This window comes from [Lactobacillus] timonensis, assembly GCF_900240275.1.
Taxonomy (GTDB): domain Bacteria; phylum Bacillota; class Bacilli; order Lactobacillales; family Lactobacillaceae; genus Limosilactobacillus; species Limosilactobacillus timonensis.
Genome location: NZ_LT964761.1, coordinates 263,004 through 278,224, shown reverse-complemented (window position 1 = coordinate 278,224; position 15,221 = coordinate 263,004). Strand labels below are relative to the sequence as shown.

General features: G+C 39.3%; 11 protein-coding genes. 8 read left to right on the top strand and 3 right to left on the bottom strand.

All coding sequences use genetic code 11. From position 1 onward, the window contains the following. Positions 1–124 precede the first annotated feature (124 nt). The 3 genes from C1710_RS01410 to C1710_RS01400 are packed head-to-tail and all read right to left on the bottom strand — an operon-like array spanning position 125 to position 4,130. Entirely contained in the window at positions 125–1,636 is a 1,512-nt protein-coding gene (locus C1710_RS01410) for a BCCT family transporter (RefSeq protein WP_102279241.1), read from the bottom strand. Continuing rightward, entirely contained in the window at positions 1,633–2,367 is a 735-nt protein-coding gene (locus tag C1710_RS01405; RefSeq protein WP_102279238.1) for an NTP transferase domain-containing protein, read from the bottom strand. The genes C1710_RS01410 and C1710_RS01405 overlap by 4 nt, the downstream gene beginning before the upstream one ends. Next, the gene (locus C1710_RS01400; RefSeq protein ID WP_102279236.1) at positions 2,367–4,130 is read right to left on the bottom strand and encodes a phosphotransferase; all 1,764 of its coding nucleotides are present in this window, start codon (positions 4,128–4,130) and stop codon (positions 2,367–2,369) included. Before C1710_RS01400 ends, C1710_RS01405 begins: the two co-directional genes overlap by 1 nt. A 179-nt stretch (positions 4,131–4,309) precedes the next feature. On the opposite strand from C1710_RS01400, the gene C1710_RS01395 reads away from it, so the two are divergent. The 8 genes from C1710_RS01395 (at position 4,310) to C1710_RS01355 (ending at position 15,205) form a co-directional block, all read left to right on the top strand. After that, on the top strand, positions 4,310–5,887 hold the full coding sequence (locus tag C1710_RS01395) for a peptide chain release factor 3 (protein ID WP_102279233.1): 1,578 nt from the start codon (positions 4,310–4,312) through the stop codon (positions 5,885–5,887). 115 nt (positions 5,888–6,002) lie between these two features. Continuing rightward, complete coding sequence (locus C1710_RS01390; protein ID WP_180961268.1) at positions 6,003–6,941, top strand: hypothetical protein; 939 nt, start codon at positions 6,003–6,005, stop codon at positions 6,939–6,941. A gap of 78 nt (positions 6,942–7,019) precedes the next feature. Continuing rightward, on the top strand, positions 7,020–8,555 hold the full coding sequence (locus C1710_RS01385; protein ID WP_180961267.1) for a serine hydrolase: 1,536 nt from the start codon (positions 7,020–7,022) through the stop codon (positions 8,553–8,555). 358 nt (positions 8,556–8,913) lie between these two features. Continuing rightward, on the top strand, positions 8,914–10,554 hold the full coding sequence (locus C1710_RS01380; protein ID WP_102279225.1) for a V-type ATP synthase subunit I domain-containing protein: 1,641 nt from the start codon (positions 8,914–8,916) through the stop codon (positions 10,552–10,554). A 193-nt stretch (positions 10,555–10,747) separates the two neighbouring features. Next, positions 10,748–11,092: a hypothetical protein gene (locus tag C1710_RS01375; RefSeq protein ID WP_102279223.1), complete on the top strand. Its 345-nt coding sequence runs from the start codon at positions 10,748–10,750 to the stop codon at positions 11,090–11,092. A gap of 332 nt (positions 11,093–11,424) precedes the next feature. Beyond that, positions 11,425–12,309 carry an L-ribulose-5-phosphate 3-epimerase gene (locus C1710_RS01365; RefSeq protein ID WP_102279221.1) on the top strand — a complete coding sequence of 295 codons (885 nt, stop codon included), beginning with the start codon at positions 11,425–11,427 and terminating at the stop codon, positions 12,307–12,309. Positions 12,310–12,322: 13 nt separating this feature from the next. Next, a complete protein-coding gene (locus C1710_RS01360; RefSeq protein WP_102279218.1) occupies positions 12,323–13,054 on the top strand; it encodes an L-ribulose-5-phosphate 4-epimerase in 732 nt (243 codons plus the stop codon). 231 nt (positions 13,055–13,285) lie between these two features. Continuing rightward, positions 13,286–15,205, top strand: a complete 1,920-nt coding sequence (locus C1710_RS01355; RefSeq protein WP_102279216.1) for a BglG family transcription antiterminator — start codon at positions 13,286–13,288, stop codon at positions 15,203–15,205. The last annotated feature ends 16 nt before the right edge of the window (positions 15,206–15,221 follow it).

Here is a 15,221-nt window from a genome sequence, read left to right as displayed (position 1 = left end):
TTGGTTTTTAGCGATTTCAATCATACGGGGAAGGCTTTCCCTTTTTCAATACCCTCAAGGTATCAATTTACACAAAATATTTTACACTCCCTTCCCAGTGGGTCTTTAAAGTATAAATTGATTATCAATTATGTGGATAACGAACTGATATGAGAAAACTTGCAAGGATCAGTATGATGATGATGCTAATAGGAAGAGCACCAATAATCGCTACTGATTGGATATTATAAACCGAATTACCAGTGGCAATTAGCGCTAGTGGTAAGATGACGAAAGTAAACGCCCAGAAGGCACGGATTTTGCGATCTGGTTCCGTATTAACGTTAAGAAACTTATAGGAGTAAGAGGAAACTACCATTGTAATACTATCAAAAACAGTAGAATACAATCCCACCATTGCAACCACCAAAAGTAGGAGGGCAATATTTGGAAATGGCAAGGTTTCGAATATTTTAATAATAGATTGAGCGTATGAGGAATTAACTGATACTTGGTGTAATATGTGGATGTGGCCTTGACTTTGTTGTGCAAGACCATAGCCACTTAAAACTATAAAGGCAAGGTAAGTACCAGCTAAGCCCCAACTAAAACCTCCAAATACAACATTCCTAATGGTGCGTCCCTTACTAATTTTTCCAATAAAGAAGGGGGTTGCTGTACACCACACCATCCAATAGCACCAGTAGTAAACAGTCCAGTGCTGTACAAACTTATTACGAATTGCTGGATGAGTGACAGTAGACATTTGACTAAAATGTGTCAGCATTGTCATGAATGATTTAGCACCATGGTTTAAAATAAAACCTTGTTGTCCACCAAAAATGAAGAAGTACAAGATTAATCCAATGAAAAAGTAAGAGCAGGTAGTAGCGAGCTTACTAATACCGTTCATACCAAAAATAATAGTAGTAGTATAAGTAAACATAACTAGTAATAGCATTACGATTGATAGCCATTTACCGTCACTTAAGCCGAAAATATGGCTAACCGCCGCTGACAGTAATGGCATAGACATTGAGAAAGTCGTCGCTGTTCCAGCAATTAAAGCAATAATTGCCAATAGGTTAATTGTTTTGCCTACAAGTGTATTAGTATGGGAGCCTAATAAAGGCCGACAAGCGGTTGAAAATTTTTGTTGGTCTTCTTGGCGCACGTATAACATATAGCCAAAGGCAATAGCTAAGGTGATATAAAATCCCCATGCTAGCGGTCCCCAATGAAATAATGAATATGATAATGCCCATTTTCGGTAGCCACCCGGTGTTGATTGGATTAGTGGGTCGTTGGCATACATGGTCCATTCACATAGTGAATAAAAAATAACGTCGGCTGACATAGTCGATGTGAAAATCATTGTTCCCCATTTCAGGTTAGAATACTGTGGTCGCGAATTATTCCCTAGTCTAATTTTCCCCCATTTACTACAAGCAATTATTAGTGGTGCAACAAAACAGAGGATAGCAATCCAGAGAAAATAGCTAGTAAGGTGATGGTTAATCCAGGTGCGGCAAAGGCTGAGTACTTGTCGTGAATCTTTCGGCCAAGAGAAAAAAACAATTGAAATAATGGTGATAATGGAAATAGGTATAACCATCATTGGCCAATCAAGTTCTTGTTGTAGTTCTCTTTTTTTCATTCTTGGACCTTCTTTAAAAGAAGCGGGCGGTAATGTGCATCGATTTGAGCTAATTGAGTAATACTATCGATTTCTTGAATGGCGTTCGTCTTCATTGGCATGATTCCTAAAGAGTAGTGTGCGGGATAGGAGAACATTGCGACGTCATCCCAATAAATGTCATAGTGATGGTTTATTTCGTATTCTTTTTCTAGATCTGAGCGTAATTGTTGCCCGTCGCGATGATTCCATCGTGATACGCTGTACAAACGCCACCCTAGGTATCCACCATTGCGACGGCAATTAGTGACAATGTGTTCCTCATTCAATGTCAACATCCACTCGTTCGAATACCCTGGGGTCCAAACACAGTTATAACCAGAGCGTTCAAACTCGGGACGAAGAATAGAGTCATCGTTAATCACCTGGTCACCATCAAGAATGATGACGTTGTCTAAAAACTGGCGAGCGTGGTATAAAGATGAAATGTTATTATATCGTTGATAGTCGGGATTCTCAATAAGGTCTAAATTAGGGTATTTTGAGGTTAAGTACATGAACTTGTCTTTCATATAGCCTACAACAACATGAATTTCTTGAATTTGGTTACGGTGAAGTGAGTCAATTACCGATTCGATCATTGGTTGTCCGTGAACTGGAATGAGGGGCTTTGGTGTTTTGTAAGTTAGTGGACGCATCCGGGTACCAAAACCCGCAGCCATGATAATAGCGCGTTTAACTTGGTAAGTCATTATAATTCTTCCTTTTTAGTTAGTGCGTGGGACAGACGACTAAACTCTTTGGCGTAGCGATATTGATTAAGTGAGTATTCTCCAAAATCGATCCCAAGAGTTTGCTTATACTCACACCAGTTGCTCCAAAGAAGAGCTGCTGTGGCAACGTAGCAATAAATTTTAACATGAGTTTGCCGATCACACGGCCCATGAAAGTATTGCTCAATTAATTGATCAATTTGCTGCCGATTATAGCCAGCATAGATGGCAAACATTGCGATGTCGAGATGTGGATCCTGCATTCCAGCGTATTCCCAGTCAATCAATTTTAGAACTTCACGCTGGCCTTTTTTTACAAACAGAAAATTATCAGAATTGGCATCAATATGACATAATGTCCAGTCATGACGATGATTCTCAATGAAGCTTTTTAGACTGAATACGTTTTGTTTTGTTACTTCATAGTCACGATATGCAGATGGTTGACCATCACGTAATTGTTCGTACTTTTCGATTTCTTCATATAGATTAAAGGTATGGTTTACTTGTATATTTTTTTCGTGAAAATGACGTAGTAAATTCATGCAGCGTTGCACATCTTGTGAGTTGGTTGAATCGCACGTTCTTGAGTTTTCCAGGAATTTAGTTAACTTATAACCATTTTGTGGATTGATGTATAGTACTGGTTCAACAAAATTTAATCCTTTGATAACGTTATAAACATTAGCCTCTTCCGAACGATCGATTAAAACAGATGTTCCTGGCCCGGGAATTCGCATGATATATTTACCGCCAGCTGCTTCAAACATGAATGAACGGTTAGTCATCCCTTTTTTCAGCACTTTGATATTGTGAATGTCAGATGAATTAACGTCTAGAGTATGCTCAATAATACGGAATGCAAGATTATTGAGGTGATTGGTATTTGAATCTAGATCGCGAAGGTCTTCAAGGGTGTTCACTTCGGTAAAATCATTATTATGGATAAGTTTAGCCGGAATGATAAAATCGCGTTTCTTAACTAGTGCTTTTTCCCAAAAAGAGTTGTTATTTTCAGGTTGCTGTGACAAGGCAATTAAATTTTGGCTTATCTGACTTGCTTCTGGGTCAGTTAGATAAGCTAGACCCACAGGAACCATTCCCTGATGATCTGAAGATGCTTTTGTGATTTTGAGGTGTTTGGTAACGTTAAATTCCTGTTCTGGTTGGTGCTTTTCTGAAAACATGTACCAAGAATAAAGCTCGTTTCTTGAAAAGGGATTGTTTTTGAAGTGAATGTCACTTGGAATGATATAGGCATTTTTAAGTAAATTTGTTGTTAGTGCTAATGAAGATAGGTTGTTATGGGTAGCGTATTTAGCGTTAACAATTAAATGGACATGATATTGATCGACGAGGAATTCAAACCGCTCCTTTAAGAAGCCAACTACAATAGTGATGTTATGAATCCCTACGTCATGAAGTTGTTTAATTTGACGTTCAATTAAAGTTTCACCATGTACTTTGAGAAGAGCTTTGGGTTGTTCCATATTAATAGGTACCATACGCATCCCGTATCCAGCAGCCAAAATGATGGCGCGCTCCGGGCTTTTGCTGTAAATTAATTTTGATGCCTTAGAAGTAATGTTGCTGTTATTACCAAGGTAACCATTATTGATTAGATCATTCACAGTTTGATTAATTTTTCCGAGTGAAAAACCGCTTAAGGATGCTAATTGGCGTTGGGTAGCTTGGGGATGTTGAATAATTTCTTGGAGAACAAGCAAATGATTAGTGTTCATAAAATGCTCCTGGTCATTATTTTTGAACTGCGTTTGAATAAAAAAACTGCCTTAGCAGTTTTATATATTATGATTCACAGTGAGAATTTAGTCAACAATTCAATGTGAATTTACATTGTCAACAACACAGGTTAAAATTAATAGGATTATACTTAACGATTTGAATAAGGAGAATTAAAGTGGATAAAAAGCAATTAGCCAACGCTGTCAATCGGCGACGTACCTTTGCGATCATTTCACACCCTGATGCCGGAAAGACGACAATTACTGAACAGTTATTGCTATTTGGTGGAGTAGTACATGAGGCAGGAACTGTCAAAGCTCGAAAGACTGGAAATTTTGCTAAGTCTGATTGGATGGAAATTGAAAAAAAGCGGGGTATTTCCGTGACAAGTTCTGTGATGCAATTTGATTTTCAAGGGAAGAGGATCAACATTCTAGACACACCAGGTCACGAGGATTTTTCTGAAGATACCTACCGGACACTGATGGCAGTGGACTCTGCTGTAATGGTTATTGATGCTGCCAAGGGGATTGAACCACAAACAAAAAAACTTTTTCAAATTTGTAAAATGCGGGGAATTCCAATTTTTACTTTTATGAACAAACTTGACCGTGATGGCCGCGATCCGTTGGATCTCTGTAATGAGGTAGAAGAAGTTTTGGGAATTGAAACTTATCCGATAAATTGGCCAATTGGTTCAGGCCGACAGTTTATGGGGATTTATGATCGTTATAACAAACGTGTTGCTTTAACGCATCCCACTGATCCTGAGAATCCTTACATACCTCTTGACAATGATGGTCAAGTTAAGGGGGATAATCCGTTGGCTGGTAACGGCGAATGGGATGATGCCCTCGAAGAAATAGAGCTGGTTGAAGCGGCAGGAAATCCATTTGATAAACAAAAAATTGCTGTGGGTGATCAGACACCTGTTTTCTTTGGATCGGCTTTAACTAATTTTGGAGTACAAACCTTTTTAGAGACTTATTTACAATTTGCCCCTGCACCTCAGGACCATAAGACGGAGGATGGCAGTGATATTAAACCGCTTTATTCTGATTTCTCTGGATTTGTTTTTAAGATTCAGGCAAATATGAATCCTCGTCACCGTGATCGAATTGCTTTTGTGCGAATTTGTTCTGGTGAATTTAATAAAGGTATGGATGTTACTTTAGAACGTACTAAACAAAGTATTCGACTTTCTAATGTTACTGAATTTATGGCTGATACCCGGGAAAATGTTGAAAATGCGGTGGCTGGCGATATTATTGGTTTGTACGATACTGGTAATTTCCAAATTGGCGATTCTATTTATACGGGCAAAAAAGATATAAAGTTCGAAAAATTGCCACAATTCACTCCCGAATTATTTGTCAGGGTCAATGCGAAGAATGTTATGAAGCAAAAATCCTTCCATAAAGGAATTAATCAGCTAGTACAAGAAGGTGCAATTCAGTTATTCCAGGGATACAATTCAAACGACTACATCCTCGGTGCAGTTGGACAACTACAATTTGAAGTTTTCAAATTTCGAATGCAGAATGAATACCACTCTGAGGTGATTATGGAAAATTTGGGCCATAAGACAGCTCGGTGGGTTAATCCTGATGATTTAGATCCGAATATGGCCTCGTCTAGGAATATGTTGGTAAAAGACCGTGACGGTAGTCCAGTTTTCTTATTTGAAAATCAATTTGCTGAAAACTGGTTTAAGCAAAAGTATCCAGACGTACGTTTGATGTCTAAGCTGTGATTGGCAAGTGATTTTCTATAAGTTGGCGATAGCTAGAAATGTCTAGTTATTTATGACTATTCAGTTGATATTTTTTTATAGAATTAACATTACCAATCGTAATGGAGGAACAAACATGAAACATTCTAAACGAAAATGGCTTTATTATTGTACAGGAGCATTATTAATCAGTTTAGCTTTTTCAACTACTGTGCATGCGGATGTACAAGGAGCGCAACAAGATACTTCTAACAATCAACAAATTACTACCATGATGCCTACGGATAATGTTAATCCTGCTATTCAAGACAATAAGCAAGCAAACAATACGGAAAATGGTTTCGTTTCCACTGACCAAGGCACTAAATATTATCAAAATGGCACAGCGGTGACAGGATGGCATTCATTAGATAACAAATGGTATTATTTTAATCCTACAACCCAATATTCAGCGACCGGTTGGTTGAATAATAATAATCGTTGGTATTACTTTAATAATGCTGAATCTGGTGCAAGCACGGGGCAACAAACCATTGGTGATCATTCATATTGGTTTGATGAACAGAATGCTTGGGCCAACACAGGATGGAATTACCTTGGCAATTCTTGGTATTACTTAGATCCAATTAATGGTCAAATGAAGACTGGTTTGCAAACCATTGACAAACAACTTTATTACTTGCAAGAAACGAGCCCAAATCAAGGAGCAATGCAAACTGGCTGGAAAAATATTAACAATCAGTGGTATTACTTTGCTAACTGGGGTGGTGCTCAATCTGGATGGCAATCAGCCAATGGATCTTGGTATTACTTATCGCCAGATACTAAGCAGATGCAAACTGGTTGGTTAACTTACAAGGGTTATCGTTACTACTTGAACCCTAACGGTAATGCTCAGACCGGTTGGGGCAACATTGATGGTCATTGGTACTATTTTGCTAACTGGGGCGGTGCCCAGTCGGGTTGGCAGCAGATTAACGGTGTCTGGTATTATTTAGATCCACAAACTCAGCAAATGCAGAACGGTATAACTCACGTCGATGGTCAAAGCTATTTCATGAATGGGTCTGGTTAAATGCAAACCGGTTGGATTAATGACAATGGCGACTAGTATTTAGCTAATCCATCTGGTGCATTGCAATCAGGTTGGCAATTGCAAAGTAACCAGTGGTTTTACTTTGACCCGCAGACTTATGTTCTACAAAGTGGATTGCAGGAAATTAACGGGCAGCGATACTATTTAAATCCCAATCATGATGGCACATATGGGAAGATGAAGACAGGCTGGTTGTGTATTGATGGTTACTGGTATTACTTCCAGCCAGAAACAGGTGTCGCTGTTCGTGGTTGGCAGACCATAAATAATAAAAAGTATTATTTTGATCCAGTATCGAATCGGATGGCAGAAGGTCATACTGTTATTAGTGGACATAATTACTATTTCAAACCTTATGATGGGGAAATGTATACTGGTATTTTAGTGAATAATAATGGTCAATTGATGTACTTTTCTCCTGAAACCGGGATTCGACAAACCACTTTACAAACAGGTCAACATACTTATCAGTTTGATCCTGCCACTGGTTTTTTAAATACCGTTGGTATGTCATCCGGTTGGTATCCATTTGGTGATCAAGCCGTTAAGTATGACGCTGCTACACGACGATTTGTAATAATGAATCCCAATACATGGATGAAGGATAATGATAAATGGTATTACGTCCAGCAAGACGGCTTTATTCATCAGGGTTGGTACCAAATCGGTGGATCATGGTATTTCTTTGGTGATGACTTTAGCTTGCTTACTGGTTGGTACCAAAGTCATCCTGCTAATAACTGGTACTATCTAACGGAATATGGAGCCAAGACCGGCTGGCAAAAAATTAATGGTAACTGGTATTATTTTGATCCAACAAATGCCTGGGCTGATAAAGGTTGGCAGTTTATTAATGGTGTGTGGTATTATTTTGACACTACTAACTGTTGGTTAGATTATCAGCAAACTTTAACATATAACTGGAACGTAATTATTGGCCAATATAATAAAAATATTGGTATTGCTATTCAACAACTTAATGGTAACGAATACGCGACAACCAACAATTGGAACAAACGTTGGATTATGGCAAGTACCATCAAGGTTGGCGTCTTGGCTGAACTACTTCACAACACTGGTGGCCATCTCAATGCTGATCAGCAATCATTAGCAACAAGGATGATTCGGTACAGCGATAATGATGCCACGACGACTATTCTGAATCGTTATCTTGGCGGTATGTATAATATGAATAAGTTGTATCAAGCACTAGGAATGAGCAATACTTATACCGGATACCGTTATTGGGGATATTCGACAACGACTCCAAGTGACCAGTTAAAACTTTTACGTGAGATTTATTTAGCTCCCCAAACTAACTATCTGAATGATGAATCTCGTAATTACATCAAATCGTTAATGGGAAGTGTTTCTTCGGCACAGAATTGGGGTATTTCGGCTGGAAGTTCACAGTTCTATGTTAAAAACGGTTGGAATACAACTGGTTATTATTGGAATATTGGAAGTATTGGTTATATTCCAGGTGACAGCCCTTATACTATTGCTGTTTACGTAGATGATAATGTTGCTATGTGGGATGGTGTTCAAATCGTTGAACGGCTTGCACGTGTTACTCGGCAGATTATGGGCTAATGATTAAATTCATACATTGAATAATATTAAGATGTTTTTCGCCAATCGTTACGGATAGCTAAATCTGATCAGTTCAAGCAGCTAGTCTTGCTTGGACTGATTGTTGTTTCAGTAACTGTAAAAAGCATTAACGTTAAAAAATATCTTCTTAATCTTTCAAAAATTATAATTTAATAGTATTAATTTGTTTATTTGTATGAAGACTATTGTTCTGAATTATAATGCACCTGCTGATTTTATTGCTATCGACAGCAACAATAATCATTGATATATTTAATTGTATGTTTTTGAAATTGTATTAGTAATAACGTTACTAATAGTATTAAGTAAAATCGATATATTTAACTGAGGAATAATTATGATAAAAAGAAAATTTAGTCGTGTTTTTTTTAATTTATTACTATTATTGATGATTGCTTGTGTGGCTACATATCCAGCCTTTATTGGGCATAACCTTTTTTTGACATATGATGGTAACGTTTTTTTAGGCCGTATTGAACAGATTTATCAATCATTTGTGCATTTTAAGTTGCCAACTCCAATTAGTTATATTGGATTGGACCACAATTTAGGTGCTATGAGTGCTATGTATCCTTGGATGACAAGCACAATCTTTGTTATGCCAATGCTTTTCTTAAAAAATAAAATGCTCGCCATGGTAACGGGTTTTGTTATTTTGAACTTTCTCACTGCATTTAATTTTTATTTGTTAAGCAGGCACTTGACTAATAAAAAAGTTTATCAATATTTGGGAGTAACTATATATGTTTTTAACGGATACCATATTGAAGACCTATATGTTAGAAATGCGATGGGGGAATCGCTAGCTTACGCTTTTATCCCGCTAGTAGTTTTAGGTTGTTTAATGATTTGGGATGTGCATTCTCGCCAAAAAGGTTTATATGTTTTGCCGTTAGGAATAATTGGCGTACTTAACAGTCACATACTATCGTTTGTATTAGTGGTTGGGTGCTTGGCTTTTGCTGAAGTGGTGCGTCTAATTTTGGGAAAAATGTGTTGGAAGGAAGTTATTGTTTTTCTTTGTTCTGCACTCTTATCCATACTAGGATCAATTTATTTCTTGTTTCAATTTTTAAAGATCCAACTATTTAATCGTTATCTGTTTATACCCGCTTCACAGTTGAACTATGTCTCACCCTGGACTGCTTTCCAGGAAATGATTAATAATCATATGCGAGTACTTTATAGTACATGGCATATTGGAATAGTAGCTTTTTGCTTGCTGGGGTTGCTTTTAATTATGAGTATGAATGCCAAAAGGTTATACGCATGGGGATGGCTTAGTTGGATTGCATTAGTTGGATTGCTATTTTCTTTTGGGTTTATTCCTTATCCACATATTTTTGATATATTAATTGTTCAAAAATTTCAATTTACTGGACGGATCTATGTTTTAGTGGTTTTATGTATTTCAGTATCTATAGTAATGTATTGTCAGCATGTTGGAACGAATAAGTGGTTAACCAGTATTCTAATCATTTTGTCGATTAGTATAGGTTGGTCATCTATATTGAATTATAAGAACAATCCGGTGATTCTTAACCATGCTGAAAGCGTTTATGAGCTGACTAATGCAAAATATAACTGGAATTATAATCATGGCGCATCATGGTGTCAAGATTATACGAATGATTATCCTTCAAAGGGAAAAAAGCCGCAAAAGGTAAGTTGGCAAACAAGTACATACAATAGTGCTACTTACAATATTCATATCAGGCATAAAGGTGAATATCTTTTGCCAATGTCGTATTTCAAAAACCAGCAGTACAAACTTATTTTGAATGGCGAGCGGGTTAACTATGGTGTTCGTCATGGTCATTTCTTACTACATTTCAATCAACACCATAATGTATTGCGCATTTCATCTGATACACATTTAATTAACTATGTAATGTTTACGATTTCTGTCATTACTGTCATTGCTTTGTTGTATATCGTTTTGCAAAATGGCATGAGTGTTCATAGATATTATGTTTGATTTTTTTCGACATCTGGCACGAGTCTTTTTTCGTAAAGCTAATGAGGTTCTTTATCAATCGGTGCTGGCAACTAAATTTGATCAGTTCAAGCAGCTAGACGGCTTGGGCTGATTTTTTGCTGTTGTAACGGTGTCGCTTAATTAATGGTTAATAGTGGTATAATTTGAGTTAACTGTTGAAGGAGGGGACAAAATGAAAAGTCAACGGTTTAAATGGTTGTCGATATGTACGGGAGTACTGATGATGGCTTCCCTTGGTTATACGACAACCGTTAGAGCTGATTCTAATGGTCTGACGAATAACAGCCAGAACGATGTTAGTCAGCTTTATCAAAAACAATCAACGGACAGCCAGATGGTCACACTGAATAATGGGCAGGATAATGATCAATCTGACACAACTGTTTCGGACAAACAGCAATCGACATCATCTAATGTTCAAACGAATGACGGCTTAGTAACTACAAATGGTAGCACTAAATATTATCAAGATGGCCAAGCACAAAGTGGTTGGCAAAAGGTTGACAATAAATGGTAGTATTTGGATCCATCAACGCAAGATTCTCATACCGGTTGGTTGTCATACAACAATAATTGGTATTACTTTGCTGATGGTCAATCTGGAGCCAGTGAAGGATTTCAAACTATTAATCAGCGTAACTACTNCGTCCCGGTATACTGCTTCATCGCCGGCCGTGCTATCCACGGTGCCGATGACCCACGCCAGGCCGCTCAGTCATTCAAGGACGAAATCAACCGGATTTGGGGCTAATTAGATCCAATTCGACAATCTCTCTTACAGCAATGGTTGACGAGGTGTTTAGCCCTCGCTGACCATTGCTTTTTTCATGCACAGGAAAGGACGTATTTATGACAACAAACGCATTGGGAATTTACGAAAAGGCCCTGCCGCAGGACCTGTCGTGGCAAGAAAAGTTCCAGCTGGTCCACGACCTCGGGTTTAACTTCCTGGAATTTTCGATCGATGAAAGTGATGAACGCTTGGCGCGGCTGGACTGGACGGCAGAAGAACGGGAGAGTTTCCGCCAGGCCATGTGGGCGACTCACAGCCGGATTAACACAATGATGCTCTCGGGTCACCGCCGCTACCCGTTGGGTTCTAAGGATCCGCAGATCCGTCAAAAGTCGCTGGAAATGATGCAAAAAGCGATTGACTTGGCCGTGGACCTTGGAATCCATAATATCCAAATGGCTGGCTACGACGTCTTTTATGAGACGAAGTCGGACCTGTCCCGGGAACTATACGTGGAAAACCTGGCCAAGTGTGTCCACATGGCTGCCGAAAAGATGGTTATGTTGTCAATCGAAACGATGGACGACCCCTTCATTAACTCGATGACTAAGATTGCCCACTACAAGACCCAGATTCATAGCCCATGGCTTCAGGCTTACCCAGACCTGGGGAACCTGTCGGCCTGGCCGGATAACGATGTGCCAGCCCAGCTGGAAAAGTTCACTGGTAACATCGCCGCCATTCACTTGAAGGATACCAAGGCTGTCACGCCAACCTTTAAGGGGCAGTTCAAGAACGTTCCGTTCGGTGAGGGCTGTGTTGACTTTGACGGCCTGCTCAAGGAGTTAGTCCGGCTGAACTACAACGGTAGTTACACGATTGAAATGTGGGCTGGCGCCAACGGAGACGCGGATCCAACTCGCGAAGTAAAGGCGGCCAAAGCCTATTTTGACGATATCTTTGCCCGCGTCGGCATTCACCAGGAACCAATCGAAAAGTAAGGAGAAGAGAACGATGTTAGAAGAACTGAAAAAAGAAGTATACGATGCCAATATGCAGTTGCCAAAACTCGGCCTGGTAACCTTTACCTGGGGGAATGTCTCCGGGATTGATCGCGAAAAAGGGCTTTACGTAATCAAGCCGTCCGGGGTCCCGTACGACGAACTGACGCCTGACGACATGGTGGTCGTTAACCTGCAGGGGGAAGTGGTGGAAGGCGACCTCAACCCGTCATCTGACACGCCAACCCACACTTACTTGTACAACCACTTCCCCAAGATCGGCGGGATCGTCCACACCCACTCACCGTGGGCGGTGTCCTTTGCCGCTGCCCGGATGGACATCCCGGCTTTGAACACGACGCATGCCGACACCTTCTACACCGACGTACCAGCCGCCGACGCGTTGACCAAGGAAGAAATCGAGGAAGACTACGAAGGCAACACCGGGAAGGTCATCATTCGGTCGTTTAAGGAACGCCATCTGGACTACGAAGCCACTCCGGCAGCATTAGTGATGCAACACGGCCCATTCACCTGGGGTCCGACGCCAGCCAAGGCGGTGTACAACGCGAAGGTGCTGGAAGTCGTCGCTGAAGAAGACTACCACTCCATGATGCTTAACCGCTCTAACATTCACCTGCCACAGTACCTGCTTGATAAGCACTACTACCGCAAGCACGGGAAGAACGCTTACTACGGGCAGAACAACGCCCACAGCAAGGACCACGCTAAGCGGGAAAACTAAATAACATATTCACGATATCAGAGACTGGGTTTTCCAGTCTTTTTTCATTTATATGAATAACTAAACATTACCAAAATATCAGTAAAAAAGAAGAAGCCATGAGTGGAAGACAATTGCACTTTGGGTATACCAATTTACAAAAGTGACGAAACTAATGAATAGTCACCTTTATGAAGTATGAAAGCAAGCGCTTACATAATATACTGAAAATGTATTAGGGGAGTGATACCAATGTCAAGGAGCGACGTCGGTGATGACAAAATAATCAAACAAATGGTTATCTACATCGCAACACACAAAACGGTTCATTATCCAGAATTAATGAAGTTCTTGAATATATCTCGTCGAGCCACCGTTCGGTATCTAGATGAGATTGAGAGATTATTAGAAGATAAGAAGATTAGGTTAGTTAGAAAACGTAATGTTGGTATTTACTTTGAAGGAGATTTGGATGCACTTTTCGCAAAAATAGATGGTGATAACGCCATTATGCCAAATCAGGTTAGCAGAGAGAATATGCTGCTTCTTGAACTATTGATGAATGACAAACCGGTAACTTTACAGTACCTAGCCGAAAAATTCTTTATTAGTCGGAGTACTTTGGACCGGGACATCATCACCATTAAAGAAGAGTTACTGGACACTCGACTTGCTTTTGTTGGCGATCGACGTGGCATCCAAATTAGTGGTAAGGAGGCAGACAAGCGCAATTTTGCCAGCAAGATTATTTCCAAGTATTGGAAAGAGGAAATCAAAGGTAAATCGCGAGTTATTTCGATTCCCCCCGAGTTGCGGCAAATTGTTAACAAACAAACTATTGAAGATATTCAGAGCGTGCTTAAAGACTTTCACCAGAAAACGAAAATTTCATTTACGGAATTTCAGTATCAATCGATCTTGATTCATATTGCAATTATGGTTGATCGCATTCGTCAAAATAAGATTCTTGTTACTACTACCCAAAAACATCGTATCCAGGAATCAACAAAAATTCTTTGTCGGCTATTACAAGATAAGTTTCAGATAGATATACCAGCATCTGAGAAAAACTATCTAAACATTCATATCCTGGCGGCACAAAAAGGAATGATTTCTAAAGATACGTTTTCCAAGAATTCCAAAAGTGAAACGAGTGAATTGTTTGATTTTCTGAAATTAAACCTAATTGAGTACGACGACAAACTATTGGAAGAATTAGCTCTGCACTTAGGCCCAGCAATTCATCGCTCGAAGATGCATTTGGGTATATATAACCCATATACGGAACAAATAAAAAAACTATATCCGGTGGCATTTAGTAGAGCAGCTGAGCTGGGAGAACAGCTATTTCAGCATTACCATGTGACCTTTAATGATCATGAGCTCGCATACGTAGCATTGCATTTTCAAGCCTACATTGAGCGGAGCCAAAATAATAGTGAGAATAAACGTCCTCGTATTGTCGTTGTTTGTAGTACTGGTGTGGGCACGGCAAGTATTTTGACACAACGGATTAGAAGTATGTTTGGCCAACGAATTAAGATCAGCAGGGTGATTTCAGTTAATGAATTGTTCAAATCAGCTGTTGATGAAGACATCATTGTTTCAACGATTCCAATAAAGTATCCCGGAAAAAACGTGATTCAAATGAGTCCTATTAGCAGTAAGAACGACCTTAGTTTACTAAAAAAGGAAGTGAACTCTTTCCAGCAGAAAAAGTCACGAAAAATGTTCCTTCAACTGATATCTCCACAAACAAGTTTTGCTGGTATTAACGAAACAATGGATGGTGTTATTGAGCTTCTTGGTAAGAACTTGGTCCACTTGCAAAAAGCAGTTCCTGGAGTAGTTCAATCTATTAAGAAGCGTGAAAAAATATCGTCAACTGCCTTGAGTGGCTTATCCATTGCTATACCACACCCGCAACCAAAGTATATTAAGCACTCGTCAATTTCTATTTATTCGTCACCCAGGTCAATTCGCTGGGGTAAATCGGCGGTTAACTTAGTCTTCCTGTTTGCATACAGCGAAGCAGATATCAAACAATTACCGTTCGACGAAATTTACCATGAATTTAACTTAATTATTTCATCGTCAACTACCAAAGATGAGATCATTAACGCCTCTTCAGGTGAAGAAGTCGTTAATGCGATTCAAAAGTTATTCGCATAATAAGGAGAGAATAAAG

Bases quoted from the DNA above. Each gene is read 5' to 3' on its own strand.
- C1710_RS01390 (WP_180961268.1), top strand. From the start codon at position 6,003: ATGAAACATTCTAAACGAAAATGGCTTTATTATTGTACAGGAGCATTA.
- C1710_RS01400 (WP_102279236.1), bottom strand. From the start codon at position 4,130: ATGAACACTAATCATTTGCTTGTTCTCCAAGAAATTATTCAACATCCC.
- C1710_RS01405 (WP_102279238.1), bottom strand. From the start codon at position 2,367: ATGACTTACCAAGTTAAACGCGCTATTATCATGGCTGCGGGTTTTGGT.
- C1710_RS01380 (WP_102279225.1), top strand. From the start codon at position 8,914: ATGATAAAAAGAAAATTTAGTCGTGTTTTTTTTAATTTATTACTATTA.
- C1710_RS01365 (WP_102279221.1), top strand. From the start codon at position 11,425: ATGACAACAAACGCATTGGGAATTTACGAAAAGGCCCTGCCGCAGGAC.
- C1710_RS01360 (WP_102279218.1), top strand. From the start codon at position 12,323: ATGTTAGAAGAACTGAAAAAAGAAGTATACGATGCCAATATGCAGTTG.
- C1710_RS01355 (WP_102279216.1), top strand. From the start codon at position 13,286: ATGTCAAGGAGCGACGTCGGTGATGACAAAATAATCAAACAAATGGTT.
- C1710_RS01375 (WP_102279223.1), top strand. From the start codon at position 10,748: ATGAAAAGTCAACGGTTTAAATGGTTGTCGATATGTACGGGAGTACTG.
- C1710_RS01410 (WP_102279241.1), bottom strand. From the start codon at position 1,636: ATGAAAAAAAGAGAACTACAACAAGAACTTGATTGGCCAATGATGGTT.